Annotated in this window: 25 protein-coding genes; 10 read left to right on the forward strand and 15 right to left on the reverse strand. The window is 73.6% G+C overall.

Annotated features, from left to right (window positions below):
* The first annotated feature begins 20 nt into the window (after window positions 1-20).
* Window positions 21-458: a glutaredoxin domain-containing protein gene (locus ACIGW4_RS19535; RefSeq protein WP_399581848.1), complete on the forward strand. Its 438-nt coding sequence runs from the start codon at window positions 21-23 to the stop codon at window positions 456-458.
* Here ACIGW4_RS19535 and ACIGW4_RS19540 read toward each other — a convergent pair.
* Window positions 409-909, reverse strand: coding sequence for a nucleotidyltransferase domain-containing protein (locus ACIGW4_RS19540; protein ID WP_399581851.1), 501 nt, complete (start codon window positions 907-909; stop codon window positions 409-411). The two genes, ACIGW4_RS19535 and ACIGW4_RS19540, sit on opposite strands and share 50 nt — an antisense overlap.
* A 72-nt stretch (window positions 910-981) precedes the next feature.
* Window positions 982-1,935 carry an RNA polymerase sigma factor SigJ gene (sigJ, locus tag ACIGW4_RS19545; RefSeq protein ID WP_399581854.1) on the reverse strand — a complete coding sequence of 318 codons (954 nt, stop codon included), beginning with the start codon at window positions 1,933-1,935 and terminating at the stop codon, window positions 982-984.
* Between the two features lie 157 nt (window positions 1,936-2,092).
* Between sigJ and ACIGW4_RS19550 the strand changes: the two genes are divergently transcribed.
* Entirely contained in the window at window positions 2,093-2,509 is a 417-nt protein-coding gene (locus tag ACIGW4_RS19550; protein ID WP_123458017.1) for a hypothetical protein, read from the forward strand.
* A 73-nt stretch (window positions 2,510-2,582) separates the two neighbouring features.
* Here the strand turns inward: ACIGW4_RS19550 and ACIGW4_RS19555 are convergent, their stop codons facing one another.
* From ACIGW4_RS19555 to ACIGW4_RS19565, 3 genes are all read right to left on the reverse strand, one after another.
* On the reverse strand, window positions 2,583-3,068 hold the full coding sequence (locus tag ACIGW4_RS19555) for an SRPBCC family protein (protein ID WP_398711201.1): 486 nt from the start codon (window positions 3,066-3,068) through the stop codon (window positions 2,583-2,585).
* A 175-nt stretch (window positions 3,069-3,243) separates the two neighbouring features.
* Complete coding sequence (locus ACIGW4_RS19560; RefSeq protein WP_359587155.1) at window positions 3,244-3,630, reverse strand: VOC family protein; 387 nt, start codon at window positions 3,628-3,630, stop codon at window positions 3,244-3,246.
* Window positions 3,631-3,791: 161 nt separating this feature from the next.
* Entirely contained in the window at window positions 3,792-4,415 is a 624-nt protein-coding gene (locus tag ACIGW4_RS19565) for a histidine phosphatase family protein (protein WP_399581859.1), read from the reverse strand.
* Between the two features lie 161 nt (window positions 4,416-4,576).
* On the opposite strand from ACIGW4_RS19565, the gene ACIGW4_RS19570 reads away from it, so the two are divergent.
* The gene (locus ACIGW4_RS19570) at window positions 4,577-5,110 is read left to right on the forward strand and encodes a GNAT family N-acetyltransferase (RefSeq protein WP_359587158.1); all 534 of its coding nucleotides are present in this window, start codon (window positions 4,577-4,579) and stop codon (window positions 5,108-5,110) included.
* Window positions 5,111-5,149: 39 nt separating this feature from the next.
* On the opposite strand, the gene ACIGW4_RS19575 is transcribed toward ACIGW4_RS19570, so the two are convergent.
* Window positions 5,150-6,343 (reverse strand): MFS transporter, encoded by a 1,194-nt coding sequence (locus tag ACIGW4_RS19575; RefSeq protein WP_399581863.1) that lies wholly within the window; start codon window positions 6,341-6,343, stop codon window positions 5,150-5,152.
* Between the two features lie 118 nt (window positions 6,344-6,461).
* On the opposite strand from ACIGW4_RS19575, the gene ACIGW4_RS19580 reads away from it, so the two are divergent.
* Entirely contained in the window at window positions 6,462-7,190 is a 729-nt protein-coding gene (locus ACIGW4_RS19580; protein WP_399581866.1) for a hypothetical protein, read from the forward strand.
* Between the two features lie 104 nt (window positions 7,191-7,294).
* A complete protein-coding gene (locus ACIGW4_RS19585) occupies window positions 7,295-8,185 on the forward strand; it encodes a hypothetical protein (RefSeq protein WP_399581869.1) in 891 nt (296 codons plus the stop codon).
* A 92-nt stretch (window positions 8,186-8,277) separates the two neighbouring features.
* On the opposite strand, the gene ACIGW4_RS19590 is transcribed toward ACIGW4_RS19585, so the two are convergent.
* The 5 genes from ACIGW4_RS19590 to ACIGW4_RS19610 all read right to left on the reverse strand — a co-directional run bounded on the left by ACIGW4_RS19590 (window position 8,278) and on the right by ACIGW4_RS19610 (window position 12,475).
* A complete protein-coding gene (locus ACIGW4_RS19590) occupies window positions 8,278-8,604 on the reverse strand; it encodes a hypothetical protein (RefSeq protein WP_399581872.1) in 327 nt (108 codons plus the stop codon).
* 108 nt (window positions 8,605-8,712) lie between these two features.
* Entirely contained in the window at window positions 8,713-9,312 is a 600-nt protein-coding gene (locus ACIGW4_RS19595; protein ID WP_399581873.1) for a GNAT family N-acetyltransferase, read from the reverse strand.
* 202 nt (window positions 9,313-9,514) lie between these two features.
* Window positions 9,515-10,435 (reverse strand): PRC and DUF2382 domain-containing protein, encoded by a 921-nt coding sequence (locus ACIGW4_RS19600; protein WP_359587163.1) that lies wholly within the window; start codon window positions 10,433-10,435, stop codon window positions 9,515-9,517.
* Window positions 10,436-10,589: 154 nt separating this feature from the next.
* Window positions 10,590-11,702: an ABC transporter substrate-binding protein gene (locus ACIGW4_RS19605; RefSeq protein WP_399581877.1), complete on the reverse strand. Its 1,113-nt coding sequence runs from the start codon at window positions 11,700-11,702 to the stop codon at window positions 10,590-10,592.
* Between the two features lie 146 nt (window positions 11,703-11,848).
* Window positions 11,849-12,475, reverse strand: coding sequence for a TetR/AcrR family transcriptional regulator (locus ACIGW4_RS19610; protein ID WP_399581880.1), 627 nt, complete (start codon window positions 12,473-12,475; stop codon window positions 11,849-11,851).
* Between the two features lie 592 nt (window positions 12,476-13,067).
* Here ACIGW4_RS19610 and ACIGW4_RS19615 point away from each other — a divergent pair.
* From ACIGW4_RS19615 to ACIGW4_RS19625, 3 genes are all read left to right on the forward strand, one after another.
* Complete coding sequence (locus ACIGW4_RS19615; RefSeq protein ID WP_359587166.1) at window positions 13,068-13,592, forward strand: hypothetical protein; 525 nt, start codon at window positions 13,068-13,070, stop codon at window positions 13,590-13,592.
* Window positions 13,593-13,923: 331 nt separating this feature from the next.
* Complete coding sequence (locus ACIGW4_RS19620) at window positions 13,924-14,091, forward strand: hypothetical protein (protein ID WP_177181865.1); 168 nt, start codon at window positions 13,924-13,926, stop codon at window positions 14,089-14,091.
* A gap of 43 nt (window positions 14,092-14,134) precedes the next feature.
* A complete protein-coding gene (locus tag ACIGW4_RS19625) occupies window positions 14,135-14,587 on the forward strand; it encodes a DUF5709 domain-containing protein (protein ID WP_123458004.1) in 453 nt (150 codons plus the stop codon).
* Between the two features lie 183 nt (window positions 14,588-14,770).
* Here the strand turns inward: ACIGW4_RS19625 and ACIGW4_RS19630 are convergent, their stop codons facing one another.
* Window positions 14,771-15,922 carry a PucR family transcriptional regulator gene (locus ACIGW4_RS19630; RefSeq protein WP_398711218.1) on the reverse strand — a complete coding sequence of 384 codons (1,152 nt, stop codon included), beginning with the start codon at window positions 15,920-15,922 and terminating at the stop codon, window positions 14,771-14,773.
* 160 nt (window positions 15,923-16,082) lie between these two features.
* On the opposite strand from ACIGW4_RS19630, the gene ACIGW4_RS19635 reads away from it, so the two are divergent.
* Window positions 16,083-17,570 carry a long-chain fatty acid--CoA ligase gene (locus ACIGW4_RS19635; protein ID WP_399581883.1) on the forward strand — a complete coding sequence of 496 codons (1,488 nt, stop codon included), beginning with the start codon at window positions 16,083-16,085 and terminating at the stop codon, window positions 17,568-17,570.
* A 172-nt stretch (window positions 17,571-17,742) separates the two neighbouring features.
* Here ACIGW4_RS19635 and ACIGW4_RS19640 read toward each other — a convergent pair whose 3' ends face one another.
* Window positions 17,743-18,168 (reverse strand): tautomerase family protein, encoded by a 426-nt coding sequence (locus ACIGW4_RS19640; protein ID WP_399581885.1) that lies wholly within the window; start codon window positions 18,166-18,168, stop codon window positions 17,743-17,745.
* Window positions 18,169-18,197: 29 nt separating this feature from the next.
* Complete coding sequence (locus ACIGW4_RS19645; protein WP_399581888.1) at window positions 18,198-18,896, reverse strand: SDR family oxidoreductase; 699 nt, start codon at window positions 18,894-18,896, stop codon at window positions 18,198-18,200.
* A 94-nt stretch (window positions 18,897-18,990) separates the two neighbouring features.
* On the opposite strand from ACIGW4_RS19645, the gene ACIGW4_RS19650 reads away from it, so the two are divergent.
* Window positions 18,991-19,473 carry a helix-turn-helix domain-containing protein gene (locus tag ACIGW4_RS19650; RefSeq protein WP_123458866.1) on the forward strand — a complete coding sequence of 161 codons (483 nt, stop codon included), beginning with the start codon at window positions 18,991-18,993 and terminating at the stop codon, window positions 19,471-19,473.
* A gap of 28 nt (window positions 19,474-19,501) precedes the next feature.
* On the opposite strand, the gene ACIGW4_RS19655 is transcribed toward ACIGW4_RS19650, so the two are convergent.
* Window positions 19,502-20,713 carry a helix-turn-helix domain-containing protein gene (locus tag ACIGW4_RS19655; RefSeq protein WP_359587173.1) on the reverse strand — a complete coding sequence of 404 codons (1,212 nt, stop codon included), beginning with the start codon at window positions 20,711-20,713 and terminating at the stop codon, window positions 19,502-19,504.
* Window positions 20,714-20,810: the final 97 nt, after the last annotated feature.

Consider the following 20,810-nt stretch of genomic DNA (forward strand, 5'->3'; position numbering starts at 1 on the left):
GATCGGTAACCTGCGTGATCATGACACGTGTCTGGATGTTGCCGGTGTTGTTCCTGCTCTGCGGTTCGCTCGTCGCGGCGGGGTCGATCTCCGACGGGAAACCCGTGAGGACCGCGGTGTTTCTGGTGGTGTTCGTGCTGCTCGCCGCCGCTCACTCGCCCCTGGTCTTCCCGAGGAGGACAGAGGCGGCGGAGGCGCAGCGCCTCAGCGCGGCGGACGGCCGCCCGATCGTCTACTGGCGGCCGGGCTGCAAGTACTGTCTGCGTCTGCGCCTCCGACTGGGCCGCCGCGCCCGCCAGTTGTACTGGGTCGACATCTGGCGGGACCCGGCCGGCGCGGCGGTGGTGCGGGCGGCGAACAACGGCGACGAGACCGTGCCGACCGTCGTCGTCGCGGGCCGGCCGTTCGTCAATCCCGATCCCGCATGGGTGCGCGAGCAACTGCCCCCCTCCGCGTGAGGGAAAGCCGCCGAGGGCCCCGCTCACCGGCCGCCGAGGTCGACCTCCCCGGCGGGCGAAGGGCGAGGGCACCGGTCAGGGTGTCGTCCCGGTCCCGCAGCACCTCCGGGTCCTTGATGCGCCCGGCGAAGTCGGAGCTCCGCACGAACGTGAGGTCGACGCGCAGGAGGGGCGGCCCGACGAGCGTGGTGACCAGACGCGGCTCGCCGACGTGCTCCCCGGTGAACCCGGCCACCAGGGAGGTCCAGGAGCCGATCGGTTCCAGCCGTTCCCGCATGACCGCGTCGTACGCCTCGTCGTCGACGACCAGGATCAGGTCCACGTCCGAGTAGACGTCGGGGCGGCCGTCCGCGAGCGACCCGGTGACCGCCACGCCGGCCACGCGTGCGTCCTGCCGTAATCGAGGAAGCACGTCCTTGAGGAACTCGCCTTGCGGAGAGGGGGATTCCATCGCTTTCCTTCCTGTTCCTTCCTGCCGGAGCGAAGCAGGCGGGCGTATCAGGACGGCGATCCGGCGGGCGACTCAGTTCATCGCGTCGTCCCTCCACGCCTGGAGCTTCTCCGGGTTCCGGACCGCCCAGATGCGGCTGATGCGGCCGTCGGCGAGGTCGAACGCCGCCACGGTCACGGTGATCCCCGAGCTCTGGGCGACCAGCCCCGGCCTGCCGTTGACCGTGCGCTCCAGGAGCGTGAGGCCCGGGGCCTTGTCGGCGATGTGGACGACGTACTGGGCGATGAGCGCGCTGCCCTCGACGGGGCGCAGCACGGCGCCGACGAGACCGCCGCCGTCGGCCGTCATCGTGGCGTCGGGAGCGAGGAGGCCGACGAGGGCCTTGATGTCCTTGGCCTCCCACGCCTCCTTGAAGTCCCGCACCAGGGCGGCCTGTCCGGCCGGCGGCCCGGCCGGCCTGCCCTCGGCGCGGATCCGGCGCCGGGCCGAGGACGCCAACTGCCTGCAGGCGGCGGGCGTCCGGCCGACGATCTCCGCGACCTCGGCGAAGGGGTACGCGAAGACGTCGTGCAGGATGAACGCCACGCGCTCGGCCGGCGTCATCGACTCCAGTACGACGAGGAACGCCATGTTCACCGACTCGTCCAGGGTCACCCGGTCGGCGGGGTCGGCCGGCCCGGACCGTCCGTCGTCCGCCCGGCCGCCGGCCCACTCCGTGCGGTCGGGCAGCGGCTCCGGTATCCACGCCCCGACGTAGCGCTCGCGGCGGGCCCGCGCCGAGCCGAGCATGTCCAGACAGACACGGCCGGCCACCGTCGTCAGCCAGGCCTCCGGCGACTCGACGGCCTCCCGCTGCCGCGGTGACATCGCGTACCAGCGGGCGTACGTCTCCTGTACGGCGTCCTCGGCCTCGGCCAGCGAACCGAGCAGCCGGTAGCCGAGGTTGATCAGCCGGCGCCGCTCGCCGACGACCACGCCGAGCTCCGACCCGGTCCCGCCGCGCACCGGCTCGTCGGAGGTGCTCATGCTCGCGGTCGCTCCCTGTTCCCTCGGCTCTTCGCGGTGTGACGTGGATCTCGTTCCTCCGGCACCTCCGGCGCCTCACATTTCCCGGGGCTGCGTCGTCGGACCGTTCGAGAGACTACCGAGCCACCGCCGCGAGGCAGAAGAAGAGGACCGAGTCATGGCCACCACCGCGCAGACCACGGCAGTACGGGACAGCAGCCGCACGTTCCAGCAGGTCTCGATCGCCCTCCAGACCCTGACCCTCTTCTTCCAGGCCACCACCGCCGGACTGCTCCTGGCGTCGCCTCAGAACGAGGTGCTGCACGGCGTCGGAGCGCGCGTGACGTACGGAGCCACGATGCTGTACGTGCTGGCGGCGGTCCTCGCCTGGAAGCCGGGCGGCGGCTCGCCCCGACCCGTCCTGTACTCGACCGGCTTCCTGGTCCTCTCCTCGGTGCAGGTGGTGCTGGGCATCGCGCACGAGCCGTCCCTCCACGTCCCCCTGGGCGTCCTGATGTTCGGCCTGAGCGTGCTGGACCTGGGCCGGGTCCTGTCCGGCCGGCGGCAGGACAGGACCCCCACGCGGGAGTCGTAGTCGCGGCCGGCTCCCGGCCGCCCGCCCGGCCCCGGGGCTCGGCGCTCCGGGGCGTCCGATCGCCCGAGCGGTCTCAGGCTCCGGCCGTCGCGGTCCTCGCGATGCGTTCGAGCGTGGTGCGCATCCCGGCCCGGTTGAGCGCGACCCGGCGGGCCGGGTTCGTCCCGGCGAAGACCGTTCCGAGCAGGTCGGCGGCCCTGGCCCGGTACCCGTCGGTCCGCAGGTCCTGCCAGAACTCGGTGAGCCGCGTCCCCGTGCCCTCCGGTTCGAACCGGTAGCCCCAGCGGGCGATCGGGAGCCCGAAGACGCCGACGTCGAAGACGAACTCGCTGTCCGGACTCATCCGGGTCACCCGCCCGACGGTCGGCCAGAGGAACGGCCCGCGCCGATTGAACCCGATGAACCGGGAGCCGGTGCGCGCCGGAGGGCGCAGCACCCACACGGACCGGCACTCGGGGCTCCACCGCCCCATGTTCCGCAGGTCCGACACCAACCGGTAGACGACCGCCGGCGGCGCGTCGACGACCGTGCTCTCCTCAAGGCTCCACTGCCGGTCCATGGCCCGCTCCCCTCGCACCCCGTGGGACTGTCCCACCTGCTACTCGCCGGTACGTTAGCGGGCGCGGGAGCCGTCCGTCCCCGGATCCCCGCGCTGTGATCCACCGGACACGCCCCGGCCGCTCGGGCGTCGGGCCGCGTGCCCGGCCGGCACGCGCGGGGTCGGCGAGTCCGGCTCAGTCCTCGACGTCCTGCGGGTACCAGCGCAGTTCGACCGTGTTGCCGTCGGGGTCCTTCACGTAGACCGACTGGGCGGAGCCGCGCGCGCCCCAGCGCGGGACCGGGCCCTCCAGGACGTCGAACGTGCCGGAGTCGATGACCTCCTGCCAGTCCAGGGGGTCGACGACCAGGCAGATGTGGTCGACGTTGGACTCGCCGCGCGGACGGGAGAAGAGGTCGATGACGGTGTGCTCGTTTATGCGTACGGACGGGAACGACACCTTGCCGGCCCGCCACTCCTCGACGCGCTCGGGGGCGAGGCCCAGGGCGCCGGTGTAGAACTCGAGCGACTTGTCGACGTCGGTCACGTTGAGCACCAGGTGGTCGAAGGCTTTGACTCGCATGATGGGTTCGGAACCTTTCTGGGGTCTGCGTCTCGTCTTGATGATCATGGTGACTGCGGAGGCCCCGGGCAAGGGCCACGGGCGACCACGATCCGGACCGGGCGGCTCCGGACCGCGCCTCCCGGACTGCCCCTACCCACCGGGTGGAGCCCGTCACCGCGTCAGACGTGGAGCTCGGGAGGGAAGCCGGTCCAGCGGAGTTCTTCGGGCAGGTGCCCCGTGTCGTTGAAGCAGAGGACGGCGGGGGCCCGGCCGGGGGCGTAGCGGATGACGGTCAGTGCGGCGTTGGCCTGGTTGATGCCCGTCCAGCGGCCCCTGGGGGCGTCGAGGGCCTCCCGTACGAGCCAGGCGACGAGGAAGTTGTGCGTGACGACGAGCTCGTGGCGCGGCAGGTCGCCCTCGACCGGGCCGGTGAACGACGCGACGGCCTCCGCTGCCAGACCGGGCCCCTGCTCACGCTCCTCCGCCGGGAACCCGGCCAGGAACCCGAGCATGGCGTCGGCCGACTCCGCCGGAAGCTCCTCGCGCCGCGGGACGTACGGGACGTAGTCGCCGGCGGCCCGGGACATCCGCAGGGGCACCCCGTCGAGTCGGTCGCCCACCAGCCGGGCCGTCTGCTCCGCCCGGGCCGGCGGGCCGTGGTGGATCGCCGTGAGCGGGGCCTTCCGGAGCCGCTCCCCGAGCAGGACGGCCTGGCGGCGGCCCTTCTCCGTCAACGCGCTCTCGTCCGCGGTCGCTTCGCCGTGTCGCGCCAGATACAGGTAGCGGGCGGCTGTTGCCGTCATGCTCGTTCTCTCCGACCAGCTTCGTGATCTTGTGGACGGGGGAGGGGACGCCGTACGGTTCCGCCGCCGGAGAGACCGCCGCACGCCCCCCGCCGGGGAAGCCGCCGCACACCGTCCGGCCTCGGCGGATCGGGGCCGTGCCGGTGCGGGACCATGGCGGGATGACGGATCGCCATTTCCCCGCGCCCCCGGCCGTGGTGCGGCTCGCGGAGTACACGAGGGCCGACCAGATCGAGATACTCGGCGACAGCCCCGATCCCTTCGGCGTCGCGGACGCCGGGCTGACCTGGCTGCCCAAGGAAGACCACTTCGGCATCAGGCGGAACGGCCGTCTCGTCGCCCACGCCGGACTGCTGACGCTCCCCCTGTCGATCGACGGCGTCGACACCCGGGTGGTGGGCCTCGGCGGTGTGGCCGTCGCCCCGGACCTGCGGGGGCACGGGCTGGCGCGGGCGGTCGTATCGGCGGCCGTGGACCACGCGCGGACGCTGGGGCCGCGGCACGGGCTGCTCTTCTGCCGCCCGCCGCTCGTCCCGCTCTACGAGCGGCTCGGCTGGCGGGCCCTCGATCGGGACGTCCGCGTCGAGCAGCCCGGGGGAGCCGTGGTCATGCCGCTGCGGACCATGTGGATCCCTCTGCGCGACGGCGTGACCTGGCCCCCGGGAGAGGTCCGCCTGCTCTCGCTCCCCATGTGAGGACGTGAGGACGGCCCCGGCCGGCGACCGCCCGGGGCCTCACCCTTCTCCCGTCCGCACCGGCCGCCGCAGCAGGTACACCCCGGCCGACGTGACCAGCACCAGCATGCAGCCGGTGAACACCAGACCCGCCTCCTCCAGGCCCAGGGGGCCGGTCAGGAGGCCGACTCCGATGACCGGGATCGAGATTCCCGTGTAGGCGACCAGGAACAGGGCCGAGATCACCGCCGCACGCCGGTCCACCGGGGCGGCCGCGGCGACGGCGGACAGCGCCGCGCGGAAGGAGAGCCCCTGGCCGACCCCGCCGACGACGGCGGCGAGGACCACGAGCACCAGCAGTTCGGCGGAGAGCGCCCCGGCCAGGAAGGCCAGCCCGGCGAAGAGCACGGCACAGCCCAGCGGCAGGGACCGGGACACTCCGAAGCGGCCGACGGCGAACTGCCCGACGGTGGAGGCGAAGAAGGCCAGCGCGACGACCAGTCCGCTCACCGCGTGGTTGTCCACGTGCAGGAAACGGCCCAGGAAGGCGGGGCTGACCGAGGTGAACACCCCGAACAGGGCGAACCCCGCGAAGGAGGCGATGGCCGCCGGCACGAACACCGGGCGCACCGACGCGGGCAGGGCCGGCCGCTGTGGCCGTACGGCGGTCAGCGGCCGGGGATCCCGTACGGTCTCCGGCAGCCGCAGCAGGACGACCGCCGACACGGCGACCAGGGCGAGGTGCACGGCGAACGGGAGCAGCAGCGGCTCCGGCGCGTACTCCGCGAGCAGCCCGGCGAGCAGGGGCCCGCAGCCCAGGCCGCCCATGTTCGCGGCCGTCGCCACGAGCGTCGCCCGGGACTGGCCGCCGGGCGGGGCGAGGTCCATGACGTACGCGGTCGCGGCCCCGGTGAACAGGCCGGCCGACAGACCCGACAACAGCCGGCCCGCGTACAGCCAGCCCAGCCCGTCGGCGCACAGGAAGCAGACGGCGCTCGCCGCCGCGAACCCGAGCCCCCAGAACAGCGTCGGCCGTCTGCCGACGCTGTCCGAGGCGTTGCCCGCGAGCAGCAGCACGCCGATGACGCCGAAGGCGTACACGGCGTACACGACGGTCACCGTCAGCTCGGAGAAGCCGAACTCCTCCTGATAGAGGGGGTAGAGCGGCGTCGGCAGCGTGGTGCCGGTCATCCCCACGACGAACACGGCCCCGGCGAGCAGACACCGGAGCCACCCTTGACGATCACCAACCATGCCGCCGACCGTAACCCCGCCGCCCGTCCCCGCCCGGCGACGCGGCGCTCTCGACCGGGCCGACGACCGTGGTGGCCCAAGGGAGCCGCGGGGGAGGCACGAGGAGCAGACTGTGCGCATGGACGGATGGACGCGACCGGGCGGTGAACCCGGCCCCGCACTGTACGGACGCCTGCGCGTCGAGAACGAGGACCTCGGGCCGGCCCGCTGGCTCACCGAGCACCGTCCCGGGTACGGCGACTTCGGCACGGTCGCCGGCGTCGCCGCGCCCGGCTTCCCGGCGTACGCCCGGGTCCTGCACCCCGCCGAGCTCGACGAGCGCCCGGTCCGCTGGGACGCCGTGGCCGCCGCGTACGGACGGAAGGTCGAGCCGCTGACGAACTGGCACGAGGTGATCGGCGCGGAGCCGTTCCACCAGAACAGCGGGGACCTCGGCCTGCCCGGAGTGTGGGACGAGCACCCCGCCGAAGGCCCCACGCCCGTCGGTGTGGCGCGTGCCCTGATCCCCGTCCTCGCGCGCCACACCGGCACGCCGGAACACTGCTGGTACGGCCTGTGGGACGGGTACGGCCGCTGGGAATGGGAGGGGATTCCCACGTTCCCCACTCCGGAGAGGGAGGAGATCCTGCTGTCGGGAACGCTGGCCGACGCCGTGTCCCCCGAACTCCTGGACGTGTTCGCCGAACTGCCCGACCTGTGGTGGCCGCGGGACCGCGCCTGGTGCGTGGGCGGCGACGTCGACCTGGTCAGCACGTACGTCTGCGGCTCCGAGGAACTGATCGCCGATCTGCTCGCCACGCCCGGCCTGGAGGCCCACCGGGTCGAGGCGTCCGACAGGGTCGGCTGACGGCGGTCCATCCCCCGGGCGTCCGGGGGGTGGGGCTGTCCACACCCTCGGGACTCCGGCCTGCCCCGCTGACCGGGCGGCGCCGGTGCGCGACGCTGGGCGGCATGACAGCAGCATCACACCGGACGGGCCGCGCGGTGCCGCCGCGATCGGCGACCCTCCACGGCCGCGCGCTCGCGGTGCTCGGCGCCGCCGCGTCGGCCCTGGTGGCGGCCTTCGTCGTCGTGCCGGGCACGCTCGCGGCGAGCGGGCCGGGAGAGGACTTCGGCCGGGAGAGCGAGCTCGCCGACGCCCTTCGCGCGGCGTTCGTCGCGTACTGGAACTCCGGCGAACGGGCCTTCCCACCGGACCTCGACGCCCTCGTCGACTACTGGTTCCGCTACCACGTCGCCAAGGCCGTGATCGCCGCGCTGCTGCTGAGCGTGCTGGTCGCGGCCGGCACGCTGCTCTGGAAGGCGTTCCTGAGGGCCGACGGCCCCGGCGCGGGGAAGAGGTTCGCGCTCGCGTCGGCCGGCGTGCTCACCACGCTGCTCGCGCTGCTCTCGCTCGCGGCGGTGATGGCCAACGTCCAGGGCGCGGCGGCACCTTTCGCCTCCCTCCTTCCGCTGCTGCCCACCGGAGCGACCGGTGCGGTCGACGGTGCACTCGGCGCCGTGCTCGCCCAGGTCGGAGAGCGCCTGGCCGTCGCCCCGGGCGCGGGAGAACACGCCCCGGCCGCCCTCGACGTGATGATCGGCGACTTCGCCCGCTACCACGAGGCGATGGCCGCGATCGCCGCCACCGTGGCGGTCGTCCTCGCCGTGATGAGCGTGGCGGCGTGGAGGCGCTTCGGGCGGACGGGGCCGGCCGAGCGGCGAACGAGGCGCACGCTCGGATCGTTCGGCGCCCTCGCGGTATCGGCGGCGCTGTTCGTGATGGTCGTCGCGGTGGCGAACACGACCACGGCGGCCGCCCCGCGACCGGCGCTCCTGGCCTTCTTCGAAGGCGGATGGTGACGCCGGCGACACAGCGGGACCGGTCTCGACCGGGGCGCGGGCGGTCCGTCGTTCCACGGGCGGGCCTCTGCCGCGTGGGGCGGGCCGTCGGCCTACCACTCCGTCAGATAGCCCTGGTGCCGTACGCATCCCCCGTCGGCGGTGAGGGTGGGTTCGCCGTCGTACCGGCCGGGGCGCAGGGACAGCTCGACGCCGCGGTCGTCCGTCGCCCGAACCCCCGAACCCCCGGCAGCCCGGCCCCCCGGCTCGCCCGCCGCCGGGGCGGGGACGTCCTCCACCGTCAGACCCCGTGCGGACCACTCCGTCCGGAGGGTGTCGACCGCCGCCGTGTACGCGGCGGCGTCCGCGAAGTCGGGGGTCCAGGTGACGGTCGGCCGGTCGCGGGCGACGCCGTCCGGGTCCGTGCCCAGGTCGTCCATGCAGGCGGGGCGGGAGCGGGCGTCGTCGTCATGGGCACATCCCAGCAGCCGGCCCGGAGGCGGCGGCACCGCTTCCGCACTCAGAGACGGGTGAGTACGGGGCCCCGGTCAGCCCTGCCCGCGGAGGTCCAGCATGCAGAAGACCTTGTCGTAGCGGCGTTCGCCGACGGCCACGAAGTCGGGCAGCCGACCGTACTCGGTGAAGCCCAGCGACCGGTAGAGGTGCAGGGCACCGGTGTTGTCGCCCCGGGCGTCCAGGGTGAGGACCTCGATCCCGGCCTTCCGGGCGTCGGCGATCAGGGAGCCGGTCAACGCCCGGCCGATGCCGAGGCCCTGGGCGGCGGCGTCCACCGCGATCTTCTCGAGATCGGCGTGCGGCCGATGGGTCGGCCGGGCGTAGCGGAGCCAGTACCCCAACCCGACCAGCCGGTGGTCGGCGTACGCGAACCGGAGGGCCGCGTCCCCCGCCCGTACGGCGGAGAGGACGTGGTCCAGGAGCTCCGACACCTCGTCCCGCGACGGCGGTTCGACCCAGCCCAGGGCCGCGCCTCCCCTCACCAGGTCCGACAGGATCCGGTGGGCCGAGGCCGCGAGCGCCTCCCACAGAGTCGGATCGGACGCCGCCTCCACGGCGTCGAGGATCGTGGGACGGGGAGTCGCGTCAACGGTGGGACGGAGGGCCGCGTCACGGGGAATCGCCGGTTTCATGATCGTCAGCCTAGCCATGGCCGGGACCGGCCCGGCCCCGGGCTCCGGCCGCCGGGCCGTCAGGCGCGTTGCCGGCGCCCTCGGTCCGGCCGGTGCGGGTGCCCGGGGAGCCGGGCCCGGCCGGGCGGCCGGCGGTCCCTGACGCTCCCGCGCCACGTCCGGCCGGGGCGGGCCGGACGGGCGGGGGCGGGGGAGGTGCGGGTCAGTGGCCGCGCCTCCTGTCGGGGTCCTCGGCCATGTCGTCGACGCCGTCGGCCTCGACGTCGATGCGCTCCTTGCGCACCTGGCCGGTGACCGTCTCCTCCTCGGTGACCTCGTCCGTGCGGAGTCCGACCCGTTCGACGGGGACGGTCCTGGTCTCGACCACGGGGCGCTCCTCGTGGAGGGTCACCTCGTGCTCGGCCTCGGAGATCTCGGGCCCGGACAGGGCCTGTTCGCGGTTGGCGTCCGTGATGGGCTCGCGTTCCACGCGCACTTCCTCGTGGCGGACCGGAACGGTCTGCTGGACCTGCTCGGTGACGACGTACTTCCGCAGCCGGACGCGGCCGGTCTCGACCCGCTCGGTGCCGACGTGCATCTGTTCCTCGGACCGGGTCATGGCGTCGTCGCCGACCGAGGTGTCCGAGCGCGCCATCCCCGCGTCCCTGTTCCCGAGGCCGTCTCCGTCACGGTCGCGCAGACCGGCGGTGCCCGTCATGCCGGCGGTGCCGGCGGCACCCGTCGTGCCCGCCGTTCCGGTCGTGCCCGCGGTGCCGTGCGCCCAGCCCGCTTCGCCGGGCTGGTTCGCCCGCTGCCACGCCTCGTCCCAAGCGATGCCGTAGTACTCGTAGAGGCGCTGTTCCTCGCTCGCGTCGAGGTGGCCCCCGCCGTCGACGTCGACGTGCGGAGCGTCCTTCACCCGGTCCTTGGGATAGGGGACCTCCAGGTGGTCGTCGACCATGGAGGCGTCCTTGATCGGGACGAAGGATTCACTGGTGCCGAACAGTCCGGTCTTGACGGTGACCCATGCGGGGCGGCCGGTGGCGTCGTCGACGAACACGTGCTTGGCGTCGCCGATCTTCTTGCCCTCGGTGTCGTACACGGGGTGGTCCAGTACGGTGGCGATCTGTTCGTGGGCGATCATGTTCACCCTCCTGGGGTTGTCGTGGTCATACGGCGACTAGCCAGGAGGAACCGGATATAACCGTGCAAAACCCTCTTGATTTGGTTGACTTGTGTCCAGTTGATCGTTGAAATGAAAGTGACCCGGCGTCCGGTCGGCCGGACGCCGGGCTCTCTCACCCGGTGTGGAGCACGCGGAAGCGGGCCGGGTCCGCCGGGTCCCGGTCGACGATCCGGACGGGCGCCCAGGCCCATTGCCACACGTCGACACCCGGCGTACGGGAGAACCGGATCGGCCCGCGCGTGCCCTCGACCGCCACGTGCGGCCACGCCCCGGCGACGACCGCCCGGTCCGTACCGTGCGAACGGAGCACCTCGGCGAGGACGGTGATGGTGTCCCAGCCCTCGAAGGCGACGAACGACGGTGCCTCGCCCAGCCGCTCGCGGAGCTCCTTCCCGACGCGTTCGCCGAGGGGTCCGGGGTCCTCGGGCAGATAGCGCAGGAACGGGATCCCGGCGCCGTCCGCGCCGAGCGCGGCGGCCCATCCGGGGAACTCCGGCTGACCGGCGGGGGCGCCGACCAGCAGGTCGGCGAGCCGCCGGTCGCCCCGGACGGCCCTGACGATCGGCACCGCCGGCTCCGGGCTGCCGACCAGCAGCAGGAGCGCCGTGGCCCCGTGGTCGGCGAGCGCGTCGCACAGGGCCCCGGGGTCGAGCGCGGTGGCGTCGAGTTCGACGACGGTGCCGCCCTGGGAGGCGAGGCGTTCCCGGAGGACGCGGGTGCCGGCCGCCCAGTAGACGCTCGGCTGGGTCGCCACCGCGACCCGGTGCCGGCCCGTGGCGAGGAGGAAGTCCGCGTAGCTCCGCCAGCCGCGGGACTGGACGGGGGAGAGGCGCGCGACCCACTCCGTCGGTTCCTCGGTCAGGGCGTCGAGCACGGCGGAGGAGCAGAGGAACGGCACGCCGAGGGCGTCGGCCCGGGTGGCGGCGGCGCGGGCGACGACGCTGTGGTACTCGCCCACGACCGCGGCCACGCCCAGGTCCGCCAGTTCGGCCACGGCGGCGGAGGCGCGCTCCGGATCGGCCGCGGTGTCCCGGACCACCAGCTCCAGCGGTCTGCCGTCGATCCCGCCCGCGTCGTTGACCTCGCGCACGGACAGGTCGAGTCCCGCGAGGAGGTGCCGGCCCGCCTCGACCCAGCCGGGCCGCGTCAGCGGGGCGAGCGCGCCCACACGGACGGGCGGCCCGTCCGCGGACCGGGCTTCGGACGGTGATGGTGGCGTGTTCATCGGGGTGACGTCTCCCTCGGACGGTGTGGTCGCGGCCCGCCCGGGTCGCGCCGGGCGAGGACGGTGGTACACGTCCGCCGCGCCGGCGCACCCGGGTGATCATGATCGGTCATTGGAACCACGGCCCGGTGCCCGCGGGCAAGCGGTTATCCGTGCGGGGAACCGCCGGGTACCGCCGTCGGCGCGGACGGCAGCGCCGGCGAGGCGGTGAACAGGGCGTGCACGGCGGCCCGTACCCGGGCGGCGACCACCTCGGCGGAGGAGGCGTCGAGTTTGCCGTCGAGGTGCAGGAAGGCCAGGCCGTGGACGAGGGCCCACACGGTGGTCGGGAGGGGGCCCGCCTCGTCCGCGCCGGGGAACGTGTCGCGGACGATGCCGCGCACGTACGCCGTGATGACGCCGGTCGCGGCGACCCGTTCCTCGTCGGTCGGGTCGCAGGGCTCCGCGAACATCACCCGGAACAGGGCGGGGTGGTCGAGCGCGAACCGCACGTAGGCGACGGCGACGGAGGCCAGGTCGTCGGGGGTCGAGGGCGCGGGGTGGGCGGCGGCCAGGTGCTGGGCGAGTTCGCGGTAGCCCTCGGCGGCCACGGCGGAGACGAGCGCGTCCCGGTCCGCGTAGTGGCGGTAGGGGGCCGTGGCCGACACGCCCGCCCGCCGGGCGACCGCGCGCAGCGACAGCCCGGCGCTGCCGTCCTCCTCCAGGAGTTCCCGCGCGGCGCTCAGGCAGGCGGCGCGCAGGTCGCCGTGATGATACGTACCGGTCGGGGCCATGGGTCACACTCTTCTGTGTTTGCGCCGCTTACGTCGGAGCCTGATGTTTATGGCGCACACATCCTAAGGGAACGGCATGGAAGCGGGAAACGGAATGTCCAGCGAGCTGTTCTCGCCCCTGCCCCTGCGCTCCGGACGGGCACCGGGCAACCGCATCGCGAAGGCCGCCATGGAGGAGAACACGGCCGACGGCTGCTGACGCTGTACCGGCGCTGGGCCGCCGGCGGCGCCGCCGTCTGGACGCAGATCGACCACCCCGGCCGCCAGGTCGCCTCCGACCTGCCCGGCGTCGTGTGGGGTCCGTCCGACGTCGGCGTCGACCTGGGCAGGCACAGCGGTCGTTTCGGCCGCCCGACCGCCATGACCCCGCGGCGGCGGGGGTGCCGCCGTCCGGGGATGAGGGCCGTGTGCGGGGCCGGAAAGGCGAAGGTCGCGCGCGGAAAGGCCGGGTGGAAAGGGCCGCGCGGAAGGCCGTGCGGAAAGACCGGAGGAGGGGAACTTCCCGGCCCTTCCGTGCGTTCCGGAGGGCGACCTGATCTTTTGACGTGTGACACGACGGCGGTGTGCCGTCGTCGGGGGAAGCGAGCAAGCCATGGCCATGGTGGGCCTGTTCTGGATCGCCGAGGGCGATGTGTACGTGGGCGCGAAGCCGTCCGGCGCGGCGCCCGGGGTACGCCTGACCCCTGAGGGCGTGGTGGCCCTCGGCGACGGGCAGGCCGGCCTCCACCTGTGGGAGGACGTGCGCGCACTGACGGTGGCGGACGTCCCCGTGAAGTCCCTGAAGCGGCAGGTCGGCGTGGTCACGGACGTGGCCCTGGACATGGTGATGAACCTGGCCATGACCGTGGGCACGGGCCTGGGCGAGGCCCCGCCGCTGATGACGACGGTCCTGGAGACGCACGACGGCGAGCACGAGCTGAAGGCCTACGTGGCCGCGGCCGTCGGCTACACCCCGACCGAGGTCGACCTCTCCCGCGCCCTTCTGCACCGCCTCACGGAGGGCGCCGCGACGATGGCCACGACGCTGGCGGCGATGTCGGCGTGGGGCCGAGCCAGGGAGGGCGGAACGCCCCGCCCGGCGCAGCGGGAGAAGCTGCTGCGGGAATGGGTCGGTTAGCGACCCCGGTCACGGGTGCTTCCGGCGGCCGCACGGTCCGTCGCGGACCGCGGCCGCCGCCGCGGACACACCGGGTTGCGTTCGCCCGGGACGCGGGGACCATGGAAGGAAGAACAGGGATGCGACGCCCGCCGAAGGCGCCCCGCACAGGGGACGCGCGGCCCGGACCCGCACGGGGCCGGTCGGGCCCCGAAGCCGCACGGCCCGCGCCCGGGACGGCGGTCGCCTCCCGGCCGGTCCACGACGACAGAACGGTCCGGGGCCGGCTCGCCACGGCCCGCCGCGCGACCGGAACGGCCGGCGTCGACCGCACTCCCCATCAGGAGGCGCCATGACCGAACCCGACGACCCGCTCGGCTCCTGGACGGGCCGGCTGCTCCGACTCGGCGTCGGCATCTCACCCGACGACGCCCGGAGATTCGTGCACGACCTGTACGCGCAGGCCCAGTCCGACCTCGACGACGAGCGGGCGAAGGCCGACTTCGAACGGGAGGAGTGAACCCAGGCCGAGCCGTCGTCCCGCCGAAGGAACGGAGTTCCCCATGACCGAGGCGGAAGCGTGGGGCGATGACGTCTACCAGCCCGACGGAAGCGAGATCCGGGAGGACGTCGGCCTCCTGGACTACGAGGACACCCTCGAAGGGCCGCTCGGCGACCCGTTCGACGAGGGGTACTCACCCCCGGAGCGGCCCCTCGGGGTCCAGCACACGGGGGTGACCGCGGCCGAACGGCAGCGTGGCGAAACCCTGGACGAGCGCCTGGCGGAGGAGGAGCCCGAGCTCTCCCCCCTGGACGGCGACGGCCTCGGCGACACGACGGACACCGACGGGGAGCTCCTGGACGACCAGGTCGGCGGCCGGCGGGCGGGCCGACTGATGGCCGAGGACGAGGGCGCGCACTCCGTCAGCTCGGAACTGAACGCCCGGGACCTCGGCCTGGCGGGCGGGGCCGCGTCCGCGGAGGAAGCCGCGATGCACGTCGTCGAGGAGGAATGACGTCGGCAGGAGGGACGTCTACGGGCGTCTACGGGAGTGACGTCGACGGGAGTGACGTCGGCGAGGAACGGTGTCGACCGGGAACGACGTGCCGGGGAGCGACGACGGCGAGGAGCGCTGACGGCGAGGAGTGACGTCGGCGAGGAGTGACCGCGGGGAGCGGTGACCTCCACGCGGAACGACTCAGCCCGCCCCCGGATTGCGGACCGCGAGGAGTGCCGCGCCGATGTCCGCCGCCGCCCGCGGGTCGGAGAGGGAACGGCCCGTCAACTCCTCCACGCGCCGCAGTCGGTACCGCACGGTGTTGGGATGGACGAACAGGGTCCGCGCCGCGGCGCCGGCCGAGCCCGCGGCGGCGAACCAGTGCTCCAGGGTGCGCAGGAGCCGGGACCGCTCCGCGGCCGGAAGGTCGAGCACCGGCCGGAGCACCACCTCCATCAGGTGCGCGGACTCGGCCGGAGCCGCGGCGACGACCATCGCCAGCGGATTGTCGTCGAAGCGGGCCACGCCGGGCCCGGTGCCCTCGAGCCCGGCCAGGGCGAGACGGGCGAAGCGCAGGGCCCGGGGCGTGTCCCGCAGCGATCGGAAGCGCGGGCTGAAGCCCACGCGGGCGCGGGTCCGGCGGAGGATGCGCAGGCACGTCGTCTCCGCCGCCTCCGTGGGCAGGGCGATCAGGGCGAGCTGCTCGTCCGGCAGGAGCCGCCACGCGGAGGGCAGGTTCGCCTGGCGCAGCGCCGTCTCCGCGCCGGTGAGCGGTTCCTCGCCGGGAGTGCCGGCCTTCGCGGCGGCGACGGCGTAGGGGCCGTGCTCGGGCAGCTCCAGTTCGCGGGCGGCCTCCCACAGCGTGCGGTCGGTGACGATGCCGGTGAACACCGCCTCCACCAGGGCGGAACGCCGCGCCTGCCCCTGCGAGGTGAGTTCCGCGGCCGCCTCCCGGTAGGCCACCGCGACCGTTTCCGCGTACAGCCCGGACAGTGCCCAAAACTCGGTCGACTCCGACAGCAGGAGGTCGTCGGAGACCTCGGGGCGGGCGCGGGCCTCGGCGAGGATCTCCGTCCACAGGAACTGCGAGCCGATCCGGTACGCGTGCAGCGTGTCCGCCAGCGGGACCCCCTGCTCCGCGCGGAGCCGCCCCGTCTCGCGGGCCGAACTCGCGTCAGGAGTGCCGCCGAGGCGGAGGTGGGTGAGGATGAGGTCCGCGTTGGCGGTGCAGGAGTCGCGCAGCGAGTCCAGGGGGATCAGAGACTCGTCCTTGTACGCCTCGACGTCCGCGCGGATCCGCAGCGCCATCCGCTCGCCCAGTTCCGGAAGCCCCGCCAGAAGTGTCTCCGCCACGCCCGAAAGGATCATCTCGGCAGCTTAACGCCCTCACATTGTGGCGGGGAACAAATCGGGGCGCCGTGCGTTGTCATCCCGGCCATAGGCCGCGCCCCCATACGACTGCAAGATGTCGACGATGTAAACATTCGGCGATTCCGTGTAACGGAGGCGGGTCATGGCCAATCTGGCAGGATTCCTCGTGGAGACGGCGGGGCGACAGCCCGAGCGCCCGGCGCTGCGCCTGGGGGAGCAGGTCATCACCTACGCGGAGCTGGACGACCGCAGCGCCCGCGCCGCCGCCCTGCTCAGGTCCGAGGGAGTGCGGCCGGGGGACCGCGTCGCCCTGATGCTGCCGAACGTTCCCGAGTTCGTCGTGCTGTACTACGGCGTCCTGCGCGCCGGAGCGGTCGTCGTGCCGATGAACCCGCTCCTGAAGACCCGGGAGACGGAGTTCCACCTCGCCGACTCCGGCGCCGTGCGGCTCTTCGAGTGGCACCAGGCGCCGGGCGAGGGCGCGCAGGGAGCGGCCGCCGCGGGAGTACGGCACACGGCCGTCGAACCCGCGGCCTTCGCCGCGGCGCTGGCCGGGCACGAGCCGCTGTCCGAGGTCGCCGACACGGACGACGAGGACATGGCCGTCCTGCTGTACACCTCCGGCACCACCGGCCGCCCCAAGGGCGCCGTGCTCTCCCACGCCGGGCTCAGGCACAACACCGAGGTCAACAGCGTCCACGTCCAGCGGATGACCCCGGAGGACGTGGTGGTCGGCTGCCTGCCGCTGTTCCACATCTTCGGACAGATCTGCACCATGAGCGCGGCCGTCCGCAGCGGCGCCTCCCTCGTCATGATCCCGCGCTTCGACCCGGGGGCCGTCCTGGACGCCGTCGCCCGCGAACGGGCCACCGTCTTCGAGGGCGTGCCGACCATGTACGCGGCGCTGCTCCAGCACCCGTCCGAGGCGGACGTGTCGACGCTGCGGATGTGCATCTCCGGCGGCGCCTCGCTGCCGGTGGAGATCCTGCACGGCTTCGAGCGGCGCTTCGGCTGTCCGGTCCTGGAGGGCTTCGGCATGTCCGAGACCAGCCCCGTGGTCACCTTCAACCACCCCGACCGGCCCCGCAAGGCCGGCTCCATCGGCACCCCCATCCGGGACGTCGAGGTGCGGCTGCTCGACGACGAGGGCCGGGACGTGGCCCCCGGCGGGATCGGCGAACTGGCCGTCCGGGGCCCCAACCTGATGAAGGGGTACTGGAACCGCCCGGAGGAGACCGAGGCGGCGATCCCCGACGGCTGGCTGCGCACCGGCGACCTCGCCCGCGCCGACGAGGACGGCTACCTGTACGTCGTCGACCGCAAGAAGGACATGATCATCCGCGGTGGTTACAACGTCTACCCGCGCGAGATCGAGGAGGTCCTCCACGAGCACCCGGCCGTCGCCCTCGCCGCCGTGGTCGGCGTCCCGCACGCCGAGCTGGGCGAGGAGGTCGCGGCCGCGGTCGTGCTCCGCCCCGGCGCGCAGGTGCTCCCCGACGAGCTGCGGGAGTACGTCAAGGAGCGCGTGGCGGCCTACAAGTACCCGCGCCGGGTCTGGCTGACGGACGCGCTGCCGCTGGGGCCGAGCGGCAAGATCCTCAAGCGGGAGATCGCCGTCCCCGTGGGGTGAGGACCTCCGGCCGGCCGTGCGCCGGCCGCGTCCAGGACGGGACGGGCCGAGGGGGCCCTGACGGCGAGGGCGGCCGGCGGGCGGCGGGGACGACCACGCCCGTCGCCGCCCACCGGCCGGGCGGCCACGCCGCGAGGCCCGTCAGGGGGCGGGCGGTCGCCTCGCCGGACGGTCAGTAGGGCGTCGCCGTGTTCTGCTCCGCCCAGCGCCGTTCGGTCTCCGAACCGCCCGGCGGAGGCACGAGGCCGTTGATCATCCAGAGTTCCTCGCTGGTCTCGTCGACGTGGAACTCCCAGTGGAGGTCCACGTGCCGTTCCAGGTGGGGGCGCAGCATCTCCCTGATCCAGCGGGCGGTCCTGCGCCTGCTGTCCTCGTCGGGGTTGCGCCGGGCGATGTGGTCGATGGTGATGCGGACCCCGGCCGGGACGGGCTCCCCGCCGACGTGGAAGTCCTCGGGCCGGAGCTCGTGGAAGAGCGTGACCACGTAGAAGCGGGGCAGTCCCGCCTTCTCGTAATGGTCCGCGACGGTCGAGGCGAGCCGGTGCTTCTCCTCGGCGGAGAAGATTCCGGGCGTGTGGTGAACGGTCCACAGGGGCATGGCGGTTCGTCGCTCCTTCGTGAGGGGTTTCAGGCGGTCGGGAAGGTCAGGTGTTCCACGGGGCCGGAGAGCGCGGCCTTCACGGCGACGCTGACGTCGTCGGCGAGGACCTCCGCGGCCCCGGCCTCCAGCCCGTCGACGATCCGCGCGGCCACGTCGGCGGGCTTCGCCTTGTTCCGGTCGAGGGCGGAGACCATGTCCGTGTCGATGAATCCGGCGTGCACGCCGACGACGTGCGTGTGCTGCGGCGCGAGTTCGAGCCGGAGCGAGTTGGTGAGGGACCAGGCCGCCGCCTTGGAGGCGCCGTACGCCCCGGCGCCCGCCAGCCACGACAGTACGGAGTGCATGTTCACCAGCGCTCCGCCGCCGTTCGCGGCGAGGACCGGCGCGAACGCCCGTGCCACCCGCAGCGGGCCGAGGACGTTGACGTCGAAGGTCTCGACCGCCCGCTCGACGTCGCCCGTGAGCAGCGGGGCGGGGTGCAGGACCCCGGCGTTGTTGAACACGATCTCGGCGTCCGCGGCGACTTCGGCGAGGGCGGCGACCGACTCGGCCGAGCGGACCTCCAGCGGGACGGTCACCACCCGGGGGCGTCCGTCGACGTACGCCGAGCGGGCGGTGGCGTACACCTTGTCCGCCCCGCGCGCCAGCACCTCGTCCACCAGTGCGGCTCCCAGCCCCCGCCGTCCGCCGGTCACCACGACCACCTTGCCCGCCACCGCAACCACGGCATGCTCCTCATCTGGATAACGACTTCGTTAGTCAGATGCAAGCACGCCATGGCTGAGTAACGCAAGCATTAGTTATGATGGGCGGGTGGCGATGAGGTTCGAGAAGCGGTTGAGCGACCGGGACACGTGGTCGATCGGCGACGGGTGCTCCGCGGGCCGGGTGCTCGACCTGCTCAGCACCCGGACGGTCTTCATGGTCGTGCGGGAGTGCTTCTACGGCACGACCAGGTTCGAGGACTTCGTCACGAGGATCGGCACCTCCGCGCCCTCGGTGTCCCGGGCGCTCAAGCAGCTGGAGGCCGCCGGGGTGGTGGCGCGCACCCCCTACCAGGAGCCGGGGAAGCGGGCGCGCGACGAGTACCGGCTGACGGAAGCCGGCGAGGACCTGCTGCCGGTCTTCCTCTCGCTGATCCGGTGGGGCGACACGTACCTGCAGGACGGCCGCCCGCCGCTGGCCTTCGTCGAGGCCGGGAGCGGCCGCCCGCTGAGCGTGCGCGTGACGGCCGACCCGGCGCCGGGTCCCTCCTCCGAGGACATCGAGATCCGTGTGCACCCCGACTGGCGCCGCGACTGACGCCTCCGCCCCCAAGGGGGTGCGCGGCTCAGTCCACGCGCTTCCCGCCCTGGAGGTGGAGCGAGCGCAGGGCCGCCTCCAGGGCGAACCGGTGGTCGGGGTCGAGGAGCCGGTCGCCGAAGTGGTTGTCCAGGTTCCGCAGGCGGTAGCGCACCGTCTGGGCGTGCACGCCCAGCATCTCGCCGACCTGTTCGGCGGGGGCACGCGTGGAGACGTGCACGCGCAGGGTCTCCACCAGCCGCTCGCGCCGGGTGCCGGAAAGACCGTCGAGCGGGGCCAGTTCGCGCGCGGCGAGCTGGGCGGTGAGGGCCGGATCGGACAACAGCCACAACGTTGTCAGATGCTCCTCGCAGTGCACGAGGGGAGCGTCCGCCACGATGCCGTCGTCGATGAGCCGCAGGACGTGCCGAGCCCAGCGGATGGAGTGCGCCGCCTGCACCGGCGGCACGGTCAGGCCGACGACGGCGGGGGTGCCGGCCAGGGCGGAGTCGAGCATCGCGAGGCGCTGCGCGGTGAGCGGACCGGGGATGAGCAGATGCGGCTCGGGGAGGCTGAGGTCGGCCAGGACGTCCCGGTCCAGACCCGCCTGGACGAGTTCGGCGACCGGCGGGCGGAGGGCCACCAGGGTGCACTCGTCGGGGAGCTGCCAGGAGGCCTCCTTGCACAGCTCGGCGATGGTCGCCCGGGGCAGCGGCGGCCCGGCGACGACCAGGTGGAGCAGCTGTCTTCGCAGCGCCGCCACATCGGCCACGGCGCGCGCCTGGACCATGAGGTAGCCCTCGCGGGAGAGGGACTCCAGCTCGTCGACGTAGGCGAAGAGGGCGTCCGCGAAGGCCAGGATCAGGGTGGGGGAGAGGTTGTACGTGCGTCCGATGCTCTTGGCCCGGCGTAACGCGATGCGCGCGCCGAGGCGGTAGGCGCCCTGCAGGGTGTCGAGGTCCCGGCCCTCGTACGCCTCCACCCGGCCGAACTTGCGGATCAGCTCGTCCCGGAGGGCGGAGTTCCGCCCGGGGTCCGCGACCCGCTCCACGAAGGCCGCGAGCGCCTGCTCCACGCCCTGGCGGATCGCGTCCGAGTGAGGCCCCTTGAAGAGGTGGGCGTACACGGGATAGGTCCGCTGGACCTCCACACCGATCTCCTTGATGAGGCCCGGGATCTCCGGTCTCATCAGGGCGGCGAACTCCCTGGGGAGCGGGTCGAGCGGCTCGCCGATGTTCGATGACTGTGCGGTTGCGGGCATGACCGATCCCTTGCTCTCCTGCGCGACCGGTGGGGAGCGGCGGTGGGGGGGGGGGGCCCCCGGCGGCGGGGGGGGGGGGGGGCCGCGGGCGGGGCGC

Source organism: Streptomyces sp. NPDC053513 (assembly GCF_044544765.1).
GTDB classification, from domain to species: Bacteria; Actinomycetota; Actinomycetes; order Streptomycetales; family Streptomycetaceae; genus Streptomyces; species Streptomyces litmocidini.

Coding starts and splice junctions, on each gene's coding strand:
- ACIGW4_RS19635 (WP_399581883.1), top strand. CDS start 16,083: ATGGCCAATCTGGCAGGATTCCTCGTGGAGACGGCGGGGCGACAGCCC.
- ACIGW4_RS19620 (WP_177181865.1), top strand. CDS start 13,924: ATGACCGAACCCGACGACCCGCTCGGCTCCTGGACGGGCCGGCTGCTC.
- sigJ (WP_399581854.1), bottom strand. CDS start 1,935: ATGAGCACCTCCGACGAGCCGGTGCGCGGCGGGACCGGGTCGGAGCTC.
- ACIGW4_RS19615 (WP_359587166.1), top strand. CDS start 13,068: ATGGCCATGGTGGGCCTGTTCTGGATCGCCGAGGGCGATGTGTACGTG.
- ACIGW4_RS19560 (WP_359587155.1), bottom strand. CDS start 3,630: ATGCGAGTCAAAGCCTTCGACCACCTGGTGCTCAACGTGACCGACGTC.
- ACIGW4_RS19550 (WP_123458017.1), top strand. CDS start 2,093: ATGGCCACCACCGCGCAGACCACGGCAGTACGGGACAGCAGCCGCACG.
- ACIGW4_RS19570 (WP_359587158.1), top strand. CDS start 4,577: ATGACGGATCGCCATTTCCCCGCGCCCCCGGCCGTGGTGCGGCTCGCG.
- ACIGW4_RS19575 (WP_399581863.1), bottom strand. CDS start 6,343: ATGGTTGGTGATCGTCAAGGGTGGCTCCGGTGTCTGCTCGCCGGGGCC.
- ACIGW4_RS19585 (WP_399581869.1), top strand. CDS start 7,295: ATGACAGCAGCATCACACCGGACGGGCCGCGCGGTGCCGCCGCGATCG.
- ACIGW4_RS19580 (WP_399581866.1), top strand. CDS start 6,462: ATGGACGGATGGACGCGACCGGGCGGTGAACCCGGCCCCGCACTGTAC.
- ACIGW4_RS19640 (WP_399581885.1), bottom strand. CDS start 18,168: ATGCCCCTGTGGACCGTTCACCACACGCCCGGAATCTTCTCCGCCGAG.
- ACIGW4_RS19565 (WP_399581859.1), bottom strand. CDS start 4,415: ATGACGGCAACAGCCGCCCGCTACCTGTATCTGGCGCGACACGGCGAA.
- ACIGW4_RS19540 (WP_399581851.1), bottom strand. CDS start 909: ATGGAATCCCCCTCTCCGCAAGGCGAGTTCCTCAAGGACGTGCTTCCT.
- ACIGW4_RS19590 (WP_399581872.1), bottom strand. CDS start 8,604: ATGGACGACCTGGGCACGGACCCGGACGGCGTCGCCCGCGACCGGCCG.
- ACIGW4_RS19655 (WP_359587173.1), bottom strand. CDS start 20,713: ATGCCCGCAACCGCACAGTCATCGAACATCGGCGAGCCGCTCGACCCG.
- ACIGW4_RS19610 (WP_399581880.1), bottom strand. CDS start 12,475: ATGGCCCCGACCGGTACGTATCATCACGGCGACCTGCGCGCCGCCTGC.
- ACIGW4_RS19555 (WP_398711201.1), bottom strand. CDS start 3,068: ATGGACCGGCAGTGGAGCCTTGAGGAGAGCACGGTCGTCGACGCGCCG.
- ACIGW4_RS19600 (WP_359587163.1), bottom strand. CDS start 10,435: ATGATCGCCCACGAACAGATCGCCACCGTACTGGACCACCCCGTGTAC.
- ACIGW4_RS19650 (WP_123458866.1), top strand. CDS start 18,991: ATGAGGTTCGAGAAGCGGTTGAGCGACCGGGACACGTGGTCGATCGGC.
- ACIGW4_RS19535 (WP_399581848.1), top strand. CDS start 21: ATGACACGTGTCTGGATGTTGCCGGTGTTGTTCCTGCTCTGCGGTTCG.
- ACIGW4_RS19625 (WP_123458004.1), top strand. CDS start 14,135: ATGACCGAGGCGGAAGCGTGGGGCGATGACGTCTACCAGCCCGACGGA.
- ACIGW4_RS19605 (WP_399581877.1), bottom strand. CDS start 11,702: ATGAACACGCCACCATCACCGTCCGAAGCCCGGTCCGCGGACGGGCCG.
- ACIGW4_RS19595 (WP_399581873.1), bottom strand. CDS start 9,312: ATGAAACCGGCGATTCCCCGTGACGCGGCCCTCCGTCCCACCGTTGAC.